We start from the raw sequence: 22,041 nt of genomic DNA, 5'->3' as shown, positions 1-22,041 counted from the left end.
ACGGTTGATCACTGGGAAGGACGAGATGGACTGTGATATTGATTTCGCGTTATCCGCAATTGTCTTGGGTGTTATATAGTCAAGCCGCACGAGCAATTAGTACCGGTTAGCTCAACGCCTCGCAGCGCTTACACACCCGGCCTATCAACGTCCTGGTCTTGAACGGCTCTTTAGGGACCTCGAGGGTCCAGGGAGATCTCATCTTGGAAGGGGCTTCCCGCTTAGATGCTTTCAGCGGTTATCCTGTCCGAACATAGCTACCGGGCAATGCCACTGGCGTGACAACCCGAACACCAGAGGTTCGTCCACTCCGGTCCTCTCGTACTAGGAGCAGCTTTCCTCAAATCTCCAACGTCCACGGCAGATAGGGACCGAACTGTCTCACGACGTTCTAAACCCAGCTCGCGTACCACTTTAAATGGCGAACAGCCATACCCTTGGGACCGGCTTCAGCCCCAGGATGTGATGAGCCGACATCGAGGTGCCAAACACCGCCGTCGATGTGAACTCTTGGGCGGTATCAGCCTGTTATCCCCGGAGTACCTTTTATCCGTTGAGCGATGGCCCTTCCATACAGAACCACCGGATCACTATGACCTGCTTTCGCACCTGCTCGACGTGTCTGTCTCGCAGTTAAGCGGGCTTGTGCCATTACACTAACCGCATGATGTCCGACCATGCTTAGCCCACCTTTGTGCTCCTCCGTTACGCTTTGGGAGGAGACCGCCCCAGTCAAACTACCCACCACACAGTGTCCTCATCCCCGATAAGGGGACCAAGTTAGAACCTCAAACATGCCAGGCTGGTATTTCAAGGTTGGCTCCACCACCACTGGCGTGATGGTTTCAAAGCCTCCCAGCTATCCTACACAAGCATGCTCAAAGTTCACTGTGAAGCTATAGTAAAGGTTCACGGGGTCTTTCCGTCTAGCCGCGGATACACCGCATCTTCACGGCGATTTCAATTTCACTGAGTCTCGGGTAGAGACAGCGCCCCCATCGTTACGCCATTCGTGCAGGTCGGAACTTACCCGACAAGGAATTTCGCTACCTTAGGACCGTTATAGTTACGGCCGCCGTTTACCGGGGCTTCGATCAAGAGCTTCGCACGAATGCTAACCCCATCAATTAACCTTCCGGCACCGGGCAGGCGTCACACCCTATACGTCCACTTTCGTGTTTGCAGAGTGCTGTGTTTTTAATAAACAGTCGCAGGGGCCTGGTATCTTCGACCGGCTTCCGCTCCACCCGCAGGGGCTTCACGTACACACCGGCGTGCCTTCTCCCGAAGTTACGGCACCATTTTGCCTAGTTCCTTTACCCGAGTTCTCTCAAGCGCCTTGGTATTCTCTACCTGACCACCTGTGTCGGTTTGGGGTACGGTCTCGAATCACCTGAAGCTTAGAAGATTTTCCTGGAAGCATGGCATCAATGACTTCCCGCTCAATGAGCAGTCGTCGTCACGTCTCGGAATTGAGGACCCGGATTTGCCTAAGCCCTCTTCCTACTCGTTTAAACCGGGACAACCGTCGCCCGGCTCACCTAGCCTTCTCCGTCTCTCCATCGCAGTGATCCAAGGTACGGGAATATTAACCCGTTTCCCATCGACTACACCTTTCGGTCTCGCCTTAGGGGCCGACTCACCCTGCGCCGATTAGCGTTGCGCAGGAACCCTTGGTCTTCCGGCGTGCGGGTTTTTCACCCGCATTGTCGTTACTCATGTCAGCATTCGCACTTCTGATACCTCCAGCATGCTTCTCAACACACCTTCGCAGGCTTACAGAACGCTCCCCTACCCCGCATACAAAGTATGCAGCCGCAGCTTCGGTGACCAGTTTGAGCCCCGTTACATCTTCCGCGCAGGCCGACTCGACTAGTGAGCTATTACGCTTTCTTTAAAGGGTGGCTGCTTCTAAGCCAACCTCCTAGCTGTCTGAGCCTTCCCACATCGTTTCCCACTTAACTGGTACTTGGGGACCTTAGCTGGCGGTCTGGGTTGTTTCCCTCTCCACGACGGACGTTAGCACCCGCCGTGTGTCTCCCGGATAGTACTCACTGGTATTCGGAGTTTGCATGGGGTTGGTAAGTCGAGATGACCCCCTAGCCCAAACAGTGCTCTACCCCCAGTGGTATTCGTCCGAGGCGCTACCTAAATAGCTTTCGGGGAGAACCAGCTATCTCCGGGCTTGATTAGCCTTTCACTCCGATCCACAAGTCATCCCCTGGCTTTTCAACGACAGTGGGTTCGGTCCTCCAGTGCCTGTTACGGCACCTTCAACCTGCTCATGGATAGATCGCCCGGTTTCGGGTCTATGCCCAGCGACTAAGTCGCCCTATTCAGACTCGGTTTCCCTACGGCTCCCCTAGATGGTTAACCTCGCCACTGAACATAAGTCGCTGACCCATTATACAAAAGGTACGCCGTCACCCAACAAGTGGGCTCCGACTGCTTGTACGCATACGGTTTCAGGATCTATTTCACTCCCCTCACAGGGGTTCTTTTCGCCTTTCCCTCACGGTACTGGTTCACTATCGGTCAGTCAGGAGTATTTAGCCTTGGAGGATGGTCCCCCCATATTCAGACAGGATATCACGTGTCCCGTCCTACTCGATTTCACCAGACTCAGGTTTCGGATACGGGGCTATCACCCACTATGGCGGCACTTTCCAGAGCCTTCTCCTACCAGTTGTCTAGCTTAAGGGCTAGTCCCCGTTCGCTCGCCGCTACTAAGGGAATCTCGGTTGATTTCTTTTCCTCGGGGTACTTAGATGTTTCAGTTCCCCCGGTTCGCCTCTTACACCTATGTATTCAGTGTAAGATACCGACCCGAAAGTCGGTGGGTTTCCCCATTCAGAGATGTCCGGATCACAGCTCGTTTGCCAGCTCCCCGAACCTTATCGCAGGCTTCCACGTCTTTCATCGCCTCTGACTGCCAAGGCATCCACCGTATGCGCTTAGTTGCTTGACTATATAACCCCAAAACAACTGATCACGACCGAGCATCACCACCAGGCAAGCCTGATATTGATTCCCACTCGAGACCGTCATTCGAAGCTATAAACAACCACTTCAACGACACACCGGATAACGCTTGAAATCGTTATCACTTTGAACATTTTCTCTCGGAGATAATGAGAGAAAAATATTCGTCTATCTCGTCCAATTTGTTAAAGAGCAAATCTGACCCAGTGATCAGAAAGAAGAGCTTCACAATGGAAACGCTTGTTTCTGGACACTGCCAATCCGGCGCCGCCGAATCGATCAGTTAAGTTTGGTGGAGCTAGGCAGGATCGAACTGCCGACCTCCTGCGTGCAAGGCAGGCGCTCTCCCAGCTGAGCTATAGCCCCAATTCAGCTACTGCGAAAATTGTGTAGATCCAGGCGTCGTTTGGTACGGCCTAGCCTGCTAGGCAAGCCATTCGACAACGACGAGCTACGCAATTTTGGTGGGTCTGGGTGGACTTGAACCACCGACCTCACCCTTATCAGGGGTGCGCTCTAACCACCTGAGCTACAGACCCAATGGCATGGGCCTGCTAGACCCGTTGCTCTCTTTAATTAGCCAACCAAGTAATTCGTGTGGACTCTGACCGAAGCGTTCGGCTTCGTTTAAGGAGGTGATCCAGCCGCAGGTTCCCCTACGGCTACCTTGTTACGACTTCACCCCAGTCATGAACCACACCGTGGTAATCGTCCTCCCGAAGGTTAGACTAACTACTTCTGGTGCAATCCACTCCCATGGTGTGACGGGCGGTGTGTACAAGGCCCGGGAACGTATTCACCGCGACATTCTGATTCGCGATTACTAGCGATTCCGACTTCACGCAGTCGAGTTGCAGACTGCGATCCGGACTACGATGCGTTTTGTGAGATTAGCTCCCCCTCGCGGGTTTGCAGCCCTCTGTACGCACCATTGTAGCACGTGTGTAGCCCTGGCCGTAAGGGCCATGATGACCTGACGTCATCCCCACCTTCCTCCGGTTTGTCACCGGCAGTCTCCCTAGAGTTCTCAGCCGAACTGCTAGCAACTAGGGATAGGGGTTGCGCTCGTTACGGGACTTAACCCAACATCTCACGACACGAGCTGACGACGGCCATGCAGCACCTGTCACTGCGTTCCCGAAGGCACCAATCTATCTCTAGAAAGTTCGCAGGATGTCAAGGCCAGGTAAGGTTCTTCGCGTTGCGTCGAATTAAACCACATGCTCCACCGCTTGTGCGGGCCCCCGTCAATTCATTTGAGTTTTAACCTTGCGGCCGTACTCCCCAGGCGGTCTACTTAGTGCGTTAGCTGCGCCACTAAAGATTCAAGATCTCCAACGGCTAGTAGACATCGTTTACGGCGTGGACTACCAGGGTATCTAATCCTGTTTGCTCCCCACGCTTTCGCACCTCAGTGTCAGTGTTGGTCCAGGTAGCCGCCTTCGCCACTGGTGTTCCTTCCTATATCTACGCATTTCACCGCTACACAGGAAATTCCACTACCCTCTACCACACTCTAGTCTGACAGTTCGAAATGCCGTTCCCAGGTTAAGCCCGGGGCTTTCACATCTCGCTTATCAAACCACCTACGCGCGCTTTACGCCCAGTAATTCCGATTAACGCTTGCACCCTCCGTATTACCGCGGCTGCTGGCACGGAGTTAGCCGGTGCTTCTTCTGTAGGTAACGTCAAGCCTCACGAGTATTAATCGCAAGGTTTTCCTCCCTACTGAAAGTGCTTTACAACCCGAAAGCCTTCTTCACACACGCGGCATGGCTGGATCAGGGTTTCCCCCATTGTCCAATATTCCCCACTGCTGCCTCCCGTAGGAGTTCGGGCCGTGTCTCAGTCCCGATGTGGCTGATCATCCTCTCAGACCAGCTACGGATCGTCGCCTTGGTAAGCCTTTACCTCACCAACTAGCTAATCCGACTTAGGCTCATCTGATAGCGCAAGGTCCGAAGATCCCCTGCTTTCCCCCGAAGGGCGTATGCGGTATTAATCCGAGTTTCCCCGGGCTATCCCCCACTACCAGGCAGATTCCTAAGCATTACTCACCCGTCCGCCGCTCGTCAGCGGGTAGCAAGCTACCCCTGTTACCGCTCGACTTGCATGTGTTAAGCCTGCCGCCAGCGTTCAATCTGAGCCATGATCAAACTCTTCAGTTTAAATCATATAGCGATCCGAAAATCGCAAATCTTGCTCAAGACAAAACTCAATTTCGACGAGTCACTGTCCTGATATTTCATGTCCGAAATACCTCGGCCAGCGCCCACACGAATTACTTGGTTAACTTTTTAAAGAACGTTGAGCCGTTGCTCAATCAAGGCCGCGTATTCTACATCGAATCCCGACCCTGTCAACCGTTGTTTTGAAGTAATTTTCGAAGCTCTCAACAAACTTCCAAACCACTCAAACCGTCCGGCTTGCTCCGAAGAGCGAGGCGCGCATTCTACAGTGAATCGCCACCTTGTCAATCGCTTTCTTGAAGAATCTTTAAAACCATTTTCTTCAACAATTTCAATCAACTACCTCAGAGAATCCGCGCCTTGCCGGCGCCGTGTTCCTCAGAAGTGGTGCGCATTCTACAGGCCACAGGCAGACTGTCAACGCCGAATTTGAAGAAACTTCAAATTCGGCGGAAACCACCTACCTGACGATCAAAACCCGAGCAATTTTCTTCTTACCCGCCTGGATCACGCAATCATCCCCTTCTTTAAAGAGACGCTCGCCATCAAATTGCTGGCCATCAAGGTAAACAGCGCCGCGACCAAGCACGTCACGCGCAGCAGCACCATTCTTCACCAGCCCCGCCAAGCGCAATACGGCGGCCATTGGAATCTCAGCCTGACCATCGAGTGACACATGAACAGCCGGCACGTTATCGGGGATATCGCCCAGCGCAACACGGTTACCGGCAGACTTGTGCGCCGTTTTGGCCGCGTCCTCATCGTGAAAGCGGGCAATGATTTCTTCCGCGAAGAGCTTTTTATAGTCCTGCGGATTGGCGCCTTGCTGCACGGCTTTGCGGAACTCGTCAACGTCTGACATCGGACGCAGACTCAACAGCTCAAAATAACGCCACAACAAATCATCCGGCATGGACAGGAGCTTGGTATACATCTCGCCTGGTGAATCATTCACGCCCACGTAGTTGCCCAGAGACTTGGACATCTTCTGAACACCATCCAACCCTTCAAGGATTGGCATGGTCAGGATAGCCTGCGGCGTCTGGCCATAATGCTTCTGCAGAATCCGCCCCATCAGCAGATTGAATTTCTGATCGGTACCGCCCAATTCCACATCCGCTTCCAGCGCTACCGAGTCGTAGCCCTGAACCAGCGGATACAGGAACTCATGTATCGCAATGGACTGCTCAGCCTTGTAGCGCTTGGTGAAATCGTCCCGCTCAAGCATGCGCGCCACGGTATATTGGCCAGCAAGCTTGATCATGTCTGCCGCGCCCATCTTGCCCATCCACTCGGAATTGAATACCACCCGGGTTTTTTCTGGATCAAGAATCTTGAACACCTGCTCTTTATAGCTGACCGCATTTTCCGCGACCTGCTGCTCGGTGAGCGGCGGACGGGTGGCGCTCTTGCCGGTCGGGTCGCCGATCATGCCGGTGAAGTCACCGATCAGGAAAATCACCTCGTGACCCAAATCCTGGAACTGGCGAAGTTTATTAATAAGAACGGTATGGCCAAGATGGAGGTCTGGCGCCGTCGGATCGAAGCCTGCCTTAATGCGCAGCGGCCGCCCTTCTTTGAGCTTTTCAATCAGCCCTTCTTCCGGAATCAGTTCGTCAACGCCGCGCTTGATTACGGCCAACGCCTCATCGATAGATGACATGAACAACACATCCCCAGTTTGATCTAGATGAAATCGCTTGGTTACAGACCTCTACAAAAGAAATCTGTGAGTTACCCACACTCCTGCTAAAGTGCGCTCGATCAGTTTTTGTACAATACTGAACTGGCAAGGCGGCACATTATAGCAATGCCGTCTAAAGAAGTCCGGGGGATGGAGCAGTTGCCGTAATGTTCCACGCTGTCCCGCATGCATTTTATACGGTAACCTGTTGGTTCTTATTTGAACCACAGCTTTAACTAGGCAATTTAACCTGCCGGAATACCGATTAAAACGGGTGCGATACGTGTTTAATATGTTTCCCAAGACCCACATTACCATTGCCGCCGCAGCCACAGCGTTAGTGACTTCCGCGGTTCTGATGAGCCCGAGCTCAGATGTCGAAGCCAAGCGCATGTCCTATGCCCTGGATCTGAGCGAAGGCACTGCGACCATGAGCGGCCCGGCGCATCAGCCCGCGCCGCAGGCCACCGACGAAGTCGCCGTCAGTGCACCAGCATCAGTCCAGCAGAAGCAGAACTCCCCTGCGCAGGTGGCCGAATCCAAACCTGCGGAGCCAGCAACACCGCCGGCCCCGGTACTGGACTGGCAGACATACAAGATCAAATCCGGCGACACCCTGTCCTCACTGTTCAAGAAGGCGGGTTGGAATGACGGCATCATGCTGTCGGTTATTCACGGCGACGGCAAGGCCGATGAACTCCAGCGCCTGTATGCCGGCGAGACCATCCGTTTCGCAAGGGATTCTGCCGGAGAACTGGCGGCGGTTGAGCTTCAGCGCAGCAAGCTGGAGTCTCTCAGAATCGAGAAATCCGGTGACGGTTACGCTGGCAAGAGCGTGATTCGGGAGCCGGAGGTCCGGCAATCCTTTGCATCCGGAACCATCGACGGATCGCTTTACCTGGCCGCTCGCGAGGCGGGCCTGAATGACCGCCTGACCATGGAACTGGCCGGCATTTTTGGCTGGAACATCGACTTCGTGTACGACGTCCGTCAGGGCGACCAGTTTGAAGTGGTGTACGAAGAACTGTATCTGGATGGCGAAAGGCTCGAAAACGGCCGCATTCTCTCGGCTCGGTTCATTAACCGAGGTGAAGAAAACATTGCACTTTTGTATACCGACAGCAACGGCGACAGCGACTACTACGCACCGGACGGCAAGAGCATGCGCAAAGCGTTCCTGCGCACCCCGATCAACGCACGCGTGTCCTCACCATTCAATCTGCAGCGCCGGCACCCGGTACTGAACGTGGTGCGGCCACACGAGGGAACCGATTACGGCGCTCCCACCGGCACTCCGATCAAGGCTGCAGGCGGCGGCCGCGTGCAGTTCGCCGGCTGGAAAGGCGGCTATGGCAGAACGGTGGTACTGCAGCACGGCGACAACATCACCACGCTGTATGCGCACATGAGCCGTCTTGGCAAAGGCATCAAAAAAGGCGCCCGGGTCAAGCAGGGTGAGACCATCGGTTACGTCGGAGCCTCCGGCATGGTTACCGGGCCCCACCTGCACTATGAGTTCCGTGTGAACGGCGTGCCGCGTAATTCACGCAGAGTACAGCTTCCGGATGCCAAGCCGGTCCCTGCGACTGAAATGGCCCGGTTCAAGCAACACACCCAGAACCACCTGGCGCAGCTTGAAACTTTCCGCGAGAACTACCAGCAACTCGCCTTGGCTTCAGACGAGTAACAGCCATGGAAGCATGGCTCGGTCTAATGTCCGGCACCAGCATGGACGGCATCGACGCCGTGCTGGTGTCGTTTAACGGTCAATCCCTGACCGTTCACGGCACCCACACCCTGAATTACCCTGACAACATCCGGCACCGACTTCTGGCTCTGAGCCAGAATCAGGGTTCGCCGGATGAAGTCGGCGAACTGGATACCGTCACAGGTTCGCTCTTCGCGGACGCAGCCAATCAGGTCATTGAACGCTCGGGTATCGATCGCTCTGCCATTCGAGGTATTGGCAGCCATGGGCAGACTATCCGCCACCAGCCCAATGGCTTTGCGCCTTTTTCGATTCAGATTGGCAATCCCGCCATCATTGCGGAAAAAACCGGACTCACCACGATTGCTGACTTCCGACGTCGTGACATGGCCGCCGGCGGCCAGGGCGCGCCGCTGGTGCCGGCGTTTCACAAGGCCTTCTTCAGCTCACCGGAAGAGAATCGCTGCATTCTGAACCTGGGCGGCATTGCCAACATCACCTGGATTCCTTCCGACCAACAGCAACCGATTACCGGTTTTGACACCGGCCCGGCGAACGCACTGCTGGACGCCTGGTGCCTGAAACAGCTTGGCCTGCCCTACGATTCCGACGGGCACTGGGCCTCGGAAGGCAGGGTCGACGACCGCTTGCTCGAAGACATGCTGTCCGATGCCTATTTTTCCCGGCCCGCCCCCAAAAGTACCGGCAAGGAACGCTTCAATCTGGGGTGGGTAAAAACCATGGTTCAGCGTCATGATGAACTCAGGCCCGAGGATGTGCAGCGCACCCTGCTCCAACTGACGGTAGAGAGCATCGTCCGTCAGCTGCCTTGCGGCCGGGATACCCATCTCTATGTGTGCGGTGGCGGCACCCGAAATCCCCTGCTGATGTCGGAACTGGCCCGAGTTCTCGATCCCGCCAAGGTCTCGGTGACCAGCGACCTGGGCCTCGATCCCCAGTGGGTGGAGCCGGTGGCGTTTGCCTGGCTGGCCGAGCAATCCGTGTCGGGCAGCTCCGGAAACCTGCCGGAGGTAACCGGAGCCAGGGGTGAGCGTATATTGGGTGCAATTTACCAGGCCTGAAATACAGACGAAAAAAAGGAGAGCATCTGCTCTCCTTTTTTTGTTTGATGCTGTTTTTACCAGCGCTGCCGATCAGATCGAAAACGAACTGCCACAGCCACAGGTCGAACTGGCATTCGGGTTCTGCACGACAAACTGTGACCCCTGCAGCCCTTCCTGATATTCGATAGTGGCGCCCACCAGATACTGATAGCTCATCGGATCAACCAGCAGGCTTATACCGTCGCGTTCAATCACGGTGTCTTCGTCGTCCTGATCTTCATCGAACGAGAAACCATACTGGAAGCCGGAACAGCCACCCCCGGTGACGAACACGCGAAGCTTGAGGTTCGGATTTTCCTCTTCCTCGACCAACTCCCGTACCTTGGCAACCGCGCTGTCGCTGAAGAACAGTGGTGCGGCCATTTGCTGCTGAACAACGCTCAACTTTGCCTCCGGACTCGTTCTGAATAACAGTGGAAATTATCATATTCCCGACTAAAACAATCAACTATTCGGATTTACCACCATCCTCAATGTCCATCGCCGGTTCTGCCGCCCTTTCGGCCTTGGCCGCAGGGGCATTCTTCTGTGTTTTCGACCCGTCGGTCAGCAATCCCAGGGATTCCTGCTGGTGGACGAGGTTGCCGTTTACCGACGCGCCCATCGCCATCTCGATCAGATTGTAATATACGTTACCACTAATGACGGCGTTTTCCGCCAGCTCCAGGTGCGCCGAGGAATAGACATCGCCATGTACCTTACCGTTGATAATGACGTGCGGGGCGACGATGTCACCGGCAATGTCGCCAATCTCGGAAATACGCAGCACCGCATCGCTACCTTCTTCCGCCACCACTTTTCCACGTACGTGGCCATCAACGTGCAGGCCACCGGAAAAGGTGATGTCCCCATCCACGGTCGTTTTGGCAGAAATCAGCGTGTCAAAGTTGCCGGACGGGCGCCGGGGTTTCTGCTTTTTCTTGCGAAGCATGTTAATTCTCCGTTAAGTCATCCCAATCGAAAGTTCGTTCTGCCTGTGAGGATTTTTGCCCCTTTGCTCGCGCCACGACCTGAACTTCCCGTGGCTCGAAATTTTCTGGCAACACCAACAGCCCCGCCACATCCTGAAAATATCGGAAGCGGAATTTCACACCGAGGTCCTGGATATCCTTAGACAGGTCGCGCAAGGCGATGACTTCTTTTTCTTCGTCGCGAAGGCCGATGACATTCACTGCCACCACGCCCTCGATGTAGCTTTTATTATTGCCCACCTGCGTCAACGTCATCTTGAAGTCGTACGCACCAGGCTGGGGATCTTTTGCCAGCGAAAAGCTGTCCACCTGAAGACCTTTGCTGGTCTCCGAGGGAGCCATGATATTTTGATAGAAAGTGAGGTCGGATTTCAGTGATGCAATCTGGGTTTCGAGCTCGACAATCGTGGTTCTGGCGCGGTTGAGGGCCTGTTTGTCGATCAGCCTCCCACGCTCCAGATTCACCACCTGCTGACGAGCTTCCGTATATTGGTCTTCAAGGCTGTCCAGCTCGTCCTCCAGCACCTCATTGGTGGCAGCCATGCTGGAGAAATGGGCGCCGCCCTGATCCACACCCACCGCATATCCGACCGCCGCAGCGCTCACGCTGAACACCAGTAGAATCAGGGTTCGACGTACCCGGTAACCCGGTCGGTGCCGAACCACAACATACTCCTTTTCCGGCTTGCGCTTGTCGACCACGGAACCCCCTTAAGGCAGGAACGCCGGAGCACTGAGCCCCTGTGTTTCATCAAGCTTGAACATGATATTCATGTTCTGAACCGCCTGCCCGGCGGCGCCTTTCACCAGATTATCGATCACCGAAGAGACGATCACGATGTTGCTGTCTTCCTGACGATGCAGCGCCATCCGGCAATGATTGGCACCGCGCACACTTCGGGTTTCCGGATGACTGCCCTGAGGCATGACATCCACGAAGGGCTCATCACGGAAGCGTTCTTCGAAAAGGGTCTGGAGACGCTCGAAATCAGCAGGATTTTTCAGTTCCGCGTACAGGGTTGCCTCAATACCACGAATCATAGGCACCAGGTGTGGCACGAAGGTGACTTCCACATCTGCCTGGGCAATGGCCGACAACCCCTGGCGAATTTCAGGCAGGTGCCGGTGGCCGGACGCACCATAGGCTTTGAAACTCTCGCCGATCTCGCCATGCAGCATACCGATCTTGCCCTGGCGACCCGCGCCACTGGCGCCGGATTTGGCATCGGCAATCAGGCGGGAGGGGTCCACCAGGCCACTTTCCAACAGCGGCAAGAAACCGAGCTGGATCGCGGTGGGGTAGCAACCGGGGTTAGCCACCAGCTGGGCATCCCTGATGGCGTCCCGCGCCACTTCCGGAAGGCCATACACCGCCTTCTCTGCCCACTCGCCACTCTCGTGGGGCATGCCGTACCAGTCAGCCCAGACCGAGAGGTCCTTGAGTCGAAAATCCGCCGAGAGATCCACGATGCGCACGCCGGCAGACACCAGTTCCGGGACCATCCGCATCGCGACACCGTGAGGCGTGGCAAAGAACACCAGGTCGCAGGACTTGAGGGTTTCGACATCGGGCTCAGAGAAGGCAAGATCGTAGTGTCCGCGTAAGTTCGGGTACAGATCCGCCACCGGCAATCCGGCTTCCGAGCGTGAGGTAATACAGCTGACGGTAACGTCCGGGTGAGTAGCGAGCAGCCTCAGCAGCTCCACCCCGGTGTAACCCGTGCCTCCTACGATGCCTGCTTTGATCACGATGTTCTCCAACGACGTGCTTTTGGTGTGTGAATTGAGCCGTAGTCTACCATGATAAACCAACGACTTATTGCAGCCCGCCCGCCGACCGTTACAATGTCGTCAGAAAAACGTCGTAACCCCACAGCACGCAAGCGGAATCCCTGCCTACATGCGCAAACTCTGGCAACACATCAGCGAGTACTCAAGTACTGTTTTCCGCAACAGGCTGTCGGGTGTCGACGCACTGCCACAACTGGCGGTGCTCGGCCTGTTATCCGGCATCATTACCGGGGTAGTCATCCTGGTGTTCCGGTTTGCGATCGAATGGCCGCTGGAGCACTTTCTGCCCGGGGACAGCGCGGAATCGTTCGAGGAACTGGCGCCGCTGACCCGAGGGGTTCTCCCGCTGCTCGGCGCGCTGATGCTGGGGCTGATGCTGCACCGCCTGGCTATCAGTGATCGCAAGGTGGGGATCGTTCACATCATGGAGCGACTGAACTACCACCAGGGCTACATGTCGTTCCGCAGCGCGGTCGTCCAGTTTGTCTGTGGTGTGTCCACGGTGCTGACCGGCCAGTCCGCCGGCCGGGAAGGCCCCGCCGTCCATCTCGGCGCCGCGTTTTCCAGCATGATGGGGCAATGGATGCGCCTGCCCAACAACAGCATCCGGACCCTGGTGGCTTGCGGTTGTGCCGCCGCCATCTCTGCCTCGTTCAACACGCCGATATCCGGCGTTATCTTTGCCATGGAAGTGGTGATGATGGAGTACACCATTGCCGGTTTTACGCCCATCATTCTTGCGGCAGTGAGCGCGGCGGTGGTGACCCACCTGGTCTATGGCCCGGAACCTGCGTTCAATGTTCCGGCGCTGACCATGAATTCACTCATGGAAATCCCGTGGATTCTGGCCATCGCACTGATCATCGGTGTCGCTGCCGCCCTGTTCATCCACCTCGTGGACACCATGGGCCGCTTCCATCAACGGCCAGTGCTGGGCCGTATCGCGGTTGCGGGTCTGATCATGGTGCCCTTTGCGCTCGTTGTGCCGCAAACCATGGGCATTGGCTATGACACGGTCAACGAAACCATCGATGGCCAACTGGGCTTCTGGTTCCTGCTCATCGTGGGCGTCACCAAGCTGCTGGTGACCTCTTTGACCATTGGCCTTGGCATGCCCAGCGGGGTGATTGGCCCGACCTTGTTTATGGGCGCGACACTGGGCGGTGCCATGGGGCTGATCGGCACACAAATTGCGCCCCAGTCGGCTTCATCGGTGGGTTTCTACGCCATGCTGGGCATGGGCGCCATGATGGGTGCCGTGCTGCAGGCCCCGCTTGCTGCGCTGATGTCGCTGATGGAACTTACCCGAAACCCCAACATCATCCTGCCCGGCATGCTGATTATTACCACGGCGACGCTGGTGACCAGTGAGGTGTTCGGCAAGAAATCGCTGTTCCTGACCATCCTGAAAAGCCAGGGCCTGAGCTACCAGAACTCGCCAGTGATCCAGGCCCTTCGGCGGGTCTCCGTGGGTGCGATTATGGAGCGCAACATCCACCGAACCCAGCGTCACCTCACCCCGGACGAAGCCCGGCAGACACTGAAATCCGAGCCCAAGTGGCTGGTGGTCGAGGGCAAGAACGGCCCTACGGCCATCTTGCCTGCAGTGGATCTGGCGCGTTTCCTGGAAGACGCCGAAAAACCCGAACACGCCGAGGACGGCCCACTGGAATCGGTGGACCTGATGAAGATTCCGGCCAACCGCCGCGATATTGCGCCGGTGCAGTACCAGGCCACGCTGGAAGAGGCCCTTCACCAGTTCGATGCAACCAATGCCGAAGCCCTGTACGTACAACGGCATGTGGCGCCCGTGATTCAGCGGATATACGGGATCGTGCTGAAAACCGATATCGAAAGTTATTACCAATACCGACGGAGCTGACACATGCTGTGGGTTAAGGCGTTTCATATTATCGCGATGGTGTGCTGGTTCGCCGGCCTGTTCTATCTGCCCCGGTTATTTGTCTACCACGCCAATTGCGAGGACGCACCGGGCCGCGATCGGTTCAAGATCATGGAGCGCAAGCTGTACCGCGGCATTACCACGCCATCGATGATCGCGACCGTCGTGCTGGGCGTCTGGCTGATCGGCTACAACCCGTCAGGCTACCTTGCCCAGGGCTGGATGCACGCCAAACTGCTGCTCGTGGCGCTGCTGATCGCCTATCATTTTTATTGCGGGCATCTGGTCACCGTTTTCCGGGATGACCGGAACCAGCGCAGCCACGTGTTCTACCGCTGGTTTAATGAACTGCCGGTACTGGTACTGCTGGCAGTGGTGATTCTGGTTGTAGTCAAACCGTTTTAAGGAGTCGCGCTATCAAACTGCACAACCGTCCCCAGGTTCTGATTCTGTCCGGGCTGGATCCGTCCGGCGGTGCCGGCATACAAGCTGACATACAAGCCTGCACCTCCCTTGGCTGCCACCCATTGCCGGTGCTGACCTGTCTGACCGTGCAGGACACCGTCAATGTTTATGAAGCCGACGCGATCGATGCCGACCTCATTCACCGCCAACTCAACTGTCTGGCCGGCGACACCCCCATTCATGCAGTAAAAACCGGGGCGCTGGGCAATGCCGCCATCGTTGACGTTCTGCTGGAGCTCCTGCAGGACTATCCGGAGATTCCGCTCATCGTCGATCCGGTGATCAAGGCCGCCGGCGGCGGTGATCTGGCCGACGGCGAGCTGATCAGCGTGATGAAGAGCCGTCTGTTCCCCCGGGCAGAAATGATCACTCCCAACGGTGACGAACTGGCCATCCTGGGTGATAACGCAGATCCGGAGCGCGCGGCGCGAAACTTACTGGACGCGGGCTGCTCGTCGGTGTTGGCCACCGGTGGTCATGGCACCGGTCTGCACATTACCAACACCCTCTATAACCACGCGCCCGAGCCCATGCACTGGAACGTCGAGCGGGTGGGTGGTGTCTACCACGGCACGGGCTGCACCCTGGCCGCCGCCATAACCGCCGGGCGGGCCTGTGGCCTGTCGCCCCGGGCCGCAGTATCGCAGGCCCAGAACTACGTACACCGCGCGGTCCTGCACGCCCTTGAGGTTGGCAAGGGACAACCCGTGCCCGACCGCGGCATTCCCTGGGAACGGTGAACGACACCATGGACAAAGGCCTGCGCCCCGGCCTGTATGGTGTGACAGACTCCATGCTCACGCCGCCGGAAACCCTGATCGCCTCCGTAGAAGCCGCACTGCGCGGTGGGGCGGTTTTGATACAATACCGGGAAAAGCAGGCACCGGCCCCCGAGCGCCTGCGCCAGGCGCGGAACCTGCAGGCGTTGTGCCGTAACGCCGGTGTGCCACTGCTGATCAATGACGACCCGGAGCTGGCGAGACGCTGCGGCGCCGCAGGCGTGCACCTGGGCCAAGGCGACGCGGCTGCGTCCGAAGCCCGGCAACAGCTTGGCGAGAACGCCATTATTGGGGTGACCTGCCACTCCCGGCTGGCACTGGCGCAAGAGGCTTGCGCGGCAGGAGCAGATTACCTGGCATTCGGCCGGTTTTTCCCGTCTGCAACCAAGCCCAAAGCACCGGCCGCCGACGTCTCGGTGCTCACACAAGCCAGAGCGTACGGCCGCCCCATTTCTGCCATTGGCGGAATCACGATTGATAACGGCGCGCCTTTGATTCAGGCCGGGGCCGACTTACTGGCGGTTGTTGGCGGCCTGTTCGGCGGACCGGCAGACACAATCGAGCAGCGGGCAAAAACCTTTTCCCGCCTGTTCGAACAACATCACCCTCTTTTTTCAATGCCCAGATAACAGGACACAACTTGCATGACACATTCCGAAACGCTGTTCACGGAAGCCCAGAAATACATTCCCGGTGGCGTGAACTCGCCGGTGCGGGCTTTTCGTGGCTTGGGTGGAACCCCGATTTTCTTCAAACACGCCGAAGGGGCCTACCTGTACGACGAAGATGACCGACGCTACATCGATTACATTGGCTCCTGGGGCCCGATGATTCTGGGCCATGCCGACCCGCGCATCAAAGAAGCCCTGCACGCGCAGGTGGACATCGGCATTGGCTACGGCGCACCGACCGCCATCGAAACCGACATGGCCCGGAAGGTTTGCGATCTGGTGCCCTCCATTGACCTGGTGCGCATGGTGAACTCAGGCACTGAAGCGACCATGAGTGCCATTCGCCTGGCCCGCGGCTACACCGGTCGCGACAAGATCGTGAAGTTCGAGGGCTGTTACCACGGCCATGTCGACTCTCTTCTGGTGAAGGCAGGCTCCGGCGCGCTGACGCTCGGCGTCCCCAACTCACCGGGCATTCCGGCCAGCCTGGCCGAACATACCCTGACTCTCGACTTCAACGACATCGACGGCGTTCGGGAAACCTTCGCCACCATGGGCGACCAGATTGCCGCCATTATTGTGGAACCGGTCGCTGGCAACATGAATTGCATCCCGCCGGTGCCTGGATTCCTGGAAGGATTGCGCGAGGTCTGTGACGAACACGGATCGGTCCTGATTTTCGACGAAGTCATGACCGGTTTCCGAGTCTCTCTGGGCGGCGCCCAGGGCCTTTACGGCGTAACACCCGACCTCACCGCCCTCGGCAAGGTCATTGGCGGCGGTCTGCCGGTAGGCGCCTTTGGCGGCAAGCGTGAAATCATGGAACACATCGCGCCACTGGGCCCGGTGTACCAGGCCGGTACCCTCAGCGGAAACCCGCTGGCCATGCGCGCCGGTCTGGCGACCCTGAACGCCATTTCCGAGCCGGGATTCCACGACCGCCTGACCGAGAAAACCACCGCCGTGCGTGATGGTATCAAGGCCGCTGCAGACGCGGCGGGCATCCCGTTGACGGTTCAGAGTGCCGGAGCGATGTTTGGTTTCTTCTTCACCGAAGAGGAGTCGGTGACCCGCTTTGACCAAGTCATGCGCTGTGACAAAGAGCGCTTCAAGCAGTTCTTCCAGGGCATGCTGAAAGAAGGCGTCTACCTCGCGCCCTCCGCGTTCGAAGCAGGATTCACCAGCGCGGCACTGACCGACGCGGACATCGAACACACCATTGCTGCTGCGCACAAGGTTATGGCCACCCTGTAACGGTGGCGCCGTGGATGCGTGCCTCAGGCTCGAGCGCGCATCCAGCCTGCCCTTCTCCCATCGGCTAAATTCGGGCCTTTCCAGGCCCACCGATGAACGCCGCGCGCTTTTGGTCAATTTGCGACCACACCGCTCTGTGTCTGAGGGAAGTTTTCAGAAGCTGGCTTCAAGCGATGCCATAAAGGTATGGCGCCGGTAATCGTAACGGTCAATCCGGCTGCTGTTGTCCTGAAGATCCCATTCGGCCCGAACCAGCCATCGGTCCGAAAGCTGATGTTCGGCGAACAGTCCCGCTTCAAACCATTGATCGACACGCCGCTGGACGGTCAGCACATCGTCCTGGATCAACGCATGGGCGTCCTGGTACCGACTGTATCGGAAGGCGCCCAGCCAGCCTGCGGTAACGCGAGCGCTCACCTGATATCGAAGGCTCATCGCAAATTCGTGACGCTGCGGAGAGACACTGACAAACTGCTCGCCATTGCTGAAATCGGCCCGGTTATTCAACTCGACGCTGTACTCACCCCGCCAGCGCCAGTGGCCCCATAGTTGCTGTGCCGTCAGCCTGGCTTTGTACCACTCGCCATCGTAGGCGCCGAAATTTTCGCCGCCAGCCACTTGTGCGATGGCCAGGGACACCCCGCAGCGTGACAGGCCCAGCAACTCACCACACTGGCGCCATTGCTGGAATCCCTCGAACCCGTAGCGGCGCTCGAACCGTTCGGTGTCGAACCAGGACTGACTCAGCGCCAGCCCCACACCCCGAGTTCCTACCTGGTGCGGAACAATCCATAACAAATCCGAGGCGATCAGCGAGGTGTTGAATTCAGATTCTGACGGGTATTGACGGCTGTACACCACGCCGTCCAAGCGCAGCTCACCGGAACCGGCCCGGGTCAAGCCCAGAGAACCGGTGGCCAGCAGTTCGGCGAACCCCCCGCCTTCGCTGGAGACACTGGTATCCGGCAGGCCGGCGATGTTGCTGTCATAGCCTCCGGCGGCAATCACATAGGCATTCGGTTCAGTCAGGGGGTAACCGTCCGGCTCCTGCGCCGGTCTCAGCTGCTGCAATTGCAGATTGGCCATGGCCCGCAGCTTGTCCGGCGCCGCGCCATCAAGAGTTCGCTCAAACCAGGCCTCAGCAGCCAGGGTATCACCCTGCTCCAGCGCCACCAGGCCCAGATTGTAGGCGGCGAGCGGTTCGTGACGGGTACCGAGAAGGAGGTGGAATGTTTGTTCAGCGGCGGGGTAGTCGGCCAGGCGATAATAAACCACGCCGAGGTTGTACAACAAAGACGCGGAGGTGAGTCCACCGGTCCGGGCCGCCTCGAAAGATCGACGGGCGTCGTCCAGGTTGCCGGACTGAAACTGGGTAATACCGCGCTTGAAAGCATCAACCGGAGTCGGCGCTTCATCTGCCACTACTGCACTGGAGGCAAGAGCAAACAGCCAGCCCCCCAAAATCAGCCGATTAAGCAGCAAGAGGTTGTCTCCGGGTCAGATAACATCTCGGAGGTCCGACAAAAACGAACCAAAACTCCGAACTACATCACCGAAGAGTATAAGAACGGGAAGATGAAAAAAAGGGCAGCGGGCCGGTGAAGCGCTTTCAGCCGGCCGGGGGTGTCAGGGTTTGAGGTCAGGGCCGGTCACGTCGCGCACGTCTGGCACATCATTGGCACCGACGTCGGGCCGGGCATTATCGATGGCGTCCGGAAGGTTGTTTGGGCGCTCAGTCTTGTCCCGAACACTGTCGTTCCGACCGGTCATTTCCCGGGCGTCGCGAGCAGCAGAGCGGGCTTCGTCTCGCTGGTCCGCACCCTTTGCGACAAGGTCCCGGGACTTGTCGCGGTCAGCGGACTTGTCGCGGCCGGCGGAAGAAACAGCGGGCACGGCCCGCGGCAACTCGATTTCCCGGACCACGGAATTCATCAGGTCGGCGTCATCCACCACCATGCGCATCGTCACATCGAGATCATCGCCAGCCTGACTCACGGTCGATATCAGCAGGCCCGCAACCACCGCAAGCACTGGCAGCATCGACGAAGCTGCTGAACCGTAACGTTTCACGACGAGGGCACCTCCTCAACTGCAGATGGGTAATCCGGGATCGCACCCCGGAAAATCTTTTGGCGATCACCGGTGTCGAGCTTGGCAACCAGTTCCCCGGCACCCGGGAACAGAACTTTCAGTGGCAACGCCAGAACGTTGTCGCCGGCCTCCAGACTCACCTGCCAACTCAACTCCTGACGCCCGGGCCAGGACGCCAGTTCCACATTCGGCGGCAGCTGGATCGTCAACGTCACGTTCTCAAGCGGCTCTCCGGAGTGGAACGCCAGACGAACGGTTTGCTCAACGGGCTCACCATACACCGGTTGCACGTTTTCGGGCTGACCAACTTGCGCCTGCTGGGACGCCGCAATCGCCGCGGAGTCACTCTGACTTTGATCACCGCCCATGAACACACCGAGGGAAATCCCCATGGCCAGGGCTGCCGCAACAGCGCCCCCCATTACGCGGTGACTCCAGCCGCCGGTGGTGCCAGCCGTCTGTTTGGTCGCGGCCGCCAGTACCCGGGCTTCAAAGCCCGATGAAGCCGGCGGGATGGGGTTGCGGTGCCGAAGTACATCCCTGAGGGTTTGCTCGGATTCCATCAGGGAGTGACAGGAAGCACAGCCACGCAAGTGCTGGGCAACCGTTTTGTTGCGCTCAGCTGGCAGCTCGTTGTTCAGGTAAGCGATCAGGCTTACGCGTATTTCCCGACACGTCATATTGTTCACCTCATTCACCAACACGCTCAAGATGCCGCGTAGGTTCCAGCTCCCTGTGAATTTTTTTTCTCAGCGCAGCACGACAGCGATGCAAACGGGATTTCACGGTACCCAGAGGGATGTCGAGGATATCCGCAATCTCCTCCTGTCGCCATCCATCCACATCATGCAACAACACCAACGTACGCTGATCCGGCGGCAGGGTGGCAAGCACCCGATCCAGTGCCGGGCCCAAACGGGCATGTTCCAGCATCAGGTCCGGGCCGGCGTTGTCAGATTCCAGGCTATCCAGCCAGTCGGCCTGACCATCCGCCTCCACCAGATCACTCAGGACCACATCACCCTGGCGGGACTTGCGCCGCACCTGATCAATAAAATGGCGATAGAGCACCCGGTTTAACCAGGGGCGCAACTGTTCCACGGCTTCGAGCTCGTCGAGCCTGGGGTAAAGCTTGACGACGACATCCTGAACCAGGTCTTCCGCATCCTGTTGCTGGCCGGACAGGCGAAACGCAAAACGGTAGAGAACATCCAGATGGGGCTGAACGAGCTGCTCAAAACGCCGGGACTTGGACTGTTTGAAGGATAAGAGAGACAAAACCGCTACTACCTAAAGTGGTTTCTATACAGATCAGCAGTCTATACCAAGCCACTTTATGTTGACCCGATGGATCCACTTTTAAAGTCATTAATGAGGAAACGTTAACAAAACGGACAGAACTTTTTATGGGGTATGGGCGTTAGGATAGGGACCGTTTTTGACATTGGTTAACAAATTCACGCTCGCCCAAGGGGGTTTTATGAACCGTATCATCCGCGTTTTCACCGTTTCAGCGCTGGCAGCAGGTATTGCCGCGTGCGGTGGCGGCAATGACACAGGCAATACAGGCACCGTTTCCATTGGCCTGACCGACGCACCGGCCCTGGAGTTCTCCAACGTCACCGTCGCCTTCACCGGCATGTCCCTGAAGCCCGAAGGCGGCAAATGGATCGAGTTCGATTTTGCCAGGCCCAAAACCTGGAACCTGCTGGAACTGCAGGGCGGCCTGAGCGAGCCGCTGATCACCGACGAAGAGGTTCCCGCCGGTGCCTACAGCGAAATCCGCCTGTACATCGACACCTCCCAATCCTTCGCCAACCTGGCAAGTGCTCCGGACGTACCCAAAACCCTGGCGGCGCCATCCGGCGAACAGAGCGGCCTGAAACTCAAGGGCGAAATGGTGGTTGCTGCGGACACCACTACCGACTTCACCATCGACTTCGACGTGCAGAAATCCATTGTCGACCCGCAAGGTGAGTCGCTCGCCGACTACCTGCTCAAGCCCACCCTGCGCCTGGTGAACAATCTGGAAGTCGGCTCCATTTCCGGACAGGTGGATTACGGCACCATCAACCAGGATCCGAACCTGACCGACTGCTCTGCGGATTATGAAGGTGCCATCTACGTCTACACCGGCGCGGACGCCTCGCCGACCGACCTGAACGTCAGCCTCGAAGAAGCCGGCCCGCTGATGACGATTCCTGTCACCGATCAGGATATGGACGGCCTTTACGAGTACACGGCGGCCTTCCTGCCGGCTGGCGATTACACCATCAGCTACAGCTGTCAGCTGGATGACAACGAAACAACCGATAAGGTGGAGTTCCTTGGCACCCAGAACGTGAGCGTTATCCCCAACACAGACACCAAAGCGGAAACCATTCCCCTGGTGCTCTGATCTAGACGCTTAACAAAAAACCCCGCGGTGA

17 protein-coding genes, 2 tRNA genes and 2 rRNA genes are annotated in these 22,041 nt (G+C 57.4%); 8 read left to right on the top strand and 13 right to left on the bottom strand.

The features are described from left to right. Nucleotides 1–75: 75 nt before the first annotated feature. The 5 genes from LPB19_RS06155 to tyrS form a co-directional block, all read right to left on the bottom strand. Nucleotides 76–2,968: ribosomal RNA gene (locus tag LPB19_RS06155) — 23S ribosomal RNA — on the bottom strand. Nucleotides 2,969–3,272: 304 nt separating this feature from the next. Continuing rightward, nucleotides 3,273–3,348: transfer RNA gene (locus tag LPB19_RS06150), tRNA-Ala, on the bottom strand. A 96-nt stretch (nt 3,349–3,444) separates the two neighbouring features. Further along, nucleotides 3,445–3,521: transfer RNA gene (locus tag LPB19_RS06145), tRNA-Ile, on the bottom strand. A gap of 89 nt (nt 3,522–3,610) precedes the next feature. Further along, nucleotides 3,611–5,150 (bottom strand): 16S ribosomal RNA (locus tag LPB19_RS06140). The 16S and 23S rRNA genes sit together here with 2 tRNA genes alongside, the layout of an rRNA operon. A 481-nt stretch (nt 5,151–5,631) precedes the next feature. Then, entirely contained in the window at nt 5,632–6,834 is a 1,203-nt protein-coding gene (tyrS, locus tag LPB19_RS06135) for a tyrosine--tRNA ligase (RefSeq protein WP_206645211.1), read from the bottom strand. Nucleotides 6,835–7,138: 304 nt separating this feature from the next. On the opposite strand from tyrS, the gene LPB19_RS06130 reads away from it, so the two are divergent. Continuing rightward, nucleotides 7,139–8,542 (top strand): OapA family protein, encoded by a 1,404-nt coding sequence (locus tag LPB19_RS06130; RefSeq protein WP_206645210.1) that lies wholly within the window; start codon nt 7,139–7,141, stop codon nt 8,540–8,542. Nucleotides 8,543–8,547: 5 nt separating this feature from the next. After that, the gene (locus LPB19_RS06125; RefSeq protein ID WP_206645209.1) at nt 8,548–9,645 is read left to right on the top strand and encodes an anhydro-N-acetylmuramic acid kinase; all 1,098 of its coding nucleotides are present in this window, start codon (nt 8,548–8,550) and stop codon (nt 9,643–9,645) included. A gap of 72 nt (nt 9,646–9,717) precedes the next feature. On the opposite strand, the gene erpA is transcribed toward LPB19_RS06125, so the two are convergent. The 4 genes from erpA to argC all read right to left on the bottom strand — a co-directional run bounded on the left by erpA (nt 9,718) and on the right by argC (nt 12,407). Continuing rightward, nucleotides 9,718–10,050: an iron-sulfur cluster insertion protein ErpA gene (gene erpA / locus LPB19_RS06120; protein ID WP_206645710.1), complete on the bottom strand. Its 333-nt coding sequence runs from the start codon at nt 10,048–10,050 to the stop codon at nt 9,718–9,720. A gap of 85 nt (nt 10,051–10,135) precedes the next feature. Then, a complete protein-coding gene (locus LPB19_RS06115; RefSeq protein WP_206645208.1) occupies nt 10,136–10,618 on the bottom strand; it encodes a bactofilin family protein in 483 nt (160 codons plus the stop codon). A gap of 1 nt (nt 10,619) precedes the next feature. Beyond that, a complete protein-coding gene (locus LPB19_RS06110; RefSeq protein ID WP_206645207.1) occupies nt 10,620–11,360 on the bottom strand; it encodes a DUF6776 family protein in 741 nt (246 codons plus the stop codon). A 9-nt stretch (nt 11,361–11,369) separates the two neighbouring features. Continuing rightward, the gene (gene argC / locus LPB19_RS06105) at nt 11,370–12,407 is read right to left on the bottom strand and encodes an N-acetyl-gamma-glutamyl-phosphate reductase (RefSeq protein ID WP_206645206.1); all 1,038 of its coding nucleotides are present in this window, start codon (nt 12,405–12,407) and stop codon (nt 11,370–11,372) included. A 151-nt stretch (nt 12,408–12,558) separates the two neighbouring features. On the opposite strand from argC, the gene LPB19_RS06100 reads away from it, so the two are divergent. The 5 genes from LPB19_RS06100 to hemL are packed head-to-tail and all read left to right on the top strand — an operon-like array spanning nt 12,559 to nt 17,521. Further along, nucleotides 12,559–14,331, top strand: coding sequence for a chloride channel protein (locus LPB19_RS06100; protein ID WP_206645205.1), 1,773 nt, complete (start codon nt 12,559–12,561; stop codon nt 14,329–14,331). A gap of 3 nt (nt 14,332–14,334) precedes the next feature. Further along, nucleotides 14,335–14,757: a protoporphyrinogen oxidase HemJ gene (gene hemJ / locus LPB19_RS06095; protein ID WP_206645204.1), complete on the top strand. Its 423-nt coding sequence runs from the start codon at nt 14,335–14,337 to the stop codon at nt 14,755–14,757. A gap of 41 nt (nt 14,758–14,798) precedes the next feature. Next, on the top strand, nt 14,799–15,557 hold the full coding sequence (gene thiD, locus LPB19_RS06090) for a bifunctional hydroxymethylpyrimidine kinase/phosphomethylpyrimidine kinase (protein WP_206645709.1): 759 nt from the start codon (nt 14,799–14,801) through the stop codon (nt 15,555–15,557). Between the two features lie 8 nt (nt 15,558–15,565). Next, a complete protein-coding gene (gene thiE / locus LPB19_RS06085) occupies nt 15,566–16,225 on the top strand; it encodes a thiamine phosphate synthase (RefSeq protein ID WP_206645203.1) in 660 nt (219 codons plus the stop codon). 15 nt (nt 16,226–16,240) lie between these two features. After that, nucleotides 16,241–17,521, top strand: a complete 1,281-nt coding sequence (gene hemL, locus LPB19_RS06080) for a glutamate-1-semialdehyde 2,1-aminomutase (protein WP_206645202.1) — start codon at nt 16,241–16,243, stop codon at nt 17,519–17,521. A gap of 153 nt (nt 17,522–17,674) precedes the next feature. On the opposite strand, the gene LPB19_RS06075 is transcribed toward hemL, so the two are convergent. From LPB19_RS06075 to LPB19_RS06060, 4 genes are all read right to left on the bottom strand, one after another. After that, nucleotides 17,675–19,003, bottom strand: a complete 1,329-nt coding sequence (locus LPB19_RS06075) for a tetratricopeptide repeat protein (protein ID WP_206645201.1) — start codon at nt 19,001–19,003, stop codon at nt 17,675–17,677. A gap of 144 nt (nt 19,004–19,147) precedes the next feature. Continuing rightward, nucleotides 19,148–19,591, bottom strand: a complete 444-nt coding sequence (locus LPB19_RS06070; RefSeq protein ID WP_206645200.1) for a hypothetical protein — start codon at nt 19,589–19,591, stop codon at nt 19,148–19,150. Next, nucleotides 19,588–20,292, bottom strand: a complete 705-nt coding sequence (locus LPB19_RS06065; RefSeq protein WP_206645199.1) for an anti-sigma factor family protein — start codon at nt 20,290–20,292, stop codon at nt 19,588–19,590. The genes LPB19_RS06070 and LPB19_RS06065 overlap by 4 nt, the downstream gene beginning before the upstream one ends. 10 nt (nt 20,293–20,302) lie before the next feature. Continuing rightward, the gene (locus LPB19_RS06060; RefSeq protein WP_206645198.1) at nt 20,303–20,890 is read right to left on the bottom strand and encodes an RNA polymerase sigma factor; all 588 of its coding nucleotides are present in this window, start codon (nt 20,888–20,890) and stop codon (nt 20,303–20,305) included. Between the two features lie 202 nt (nt 20,891–21,092). On the opposite strand from LPB19_RS06060, the gene LPB19_RS06055 reads away from it, so the two are divergent. Further along, entirely contained in the window at nt 21,093–22,010 is a 918-nt protein-coding gene (locus tag LPB19_RS06055) for a DUF4382 domain-containing protein (protein ID WP_206645197.1), read from the top strand. Nucleotides 22,011–22,041 lie beyond the last annotated feature (31 nt).

It is taken from the genome of Marinobacter salinisoli (assembly GCF_017301335.1).
GTDB lineage: Bacteria > Pseudomonadota > Gammaproteobacteria > Pseudomonadales > Oleiphilaceae > Marinobacter > Marinobacter salinisoli.
This window is presented reverse-complemented; position numbering and strand designations above follow the sequence as displayed.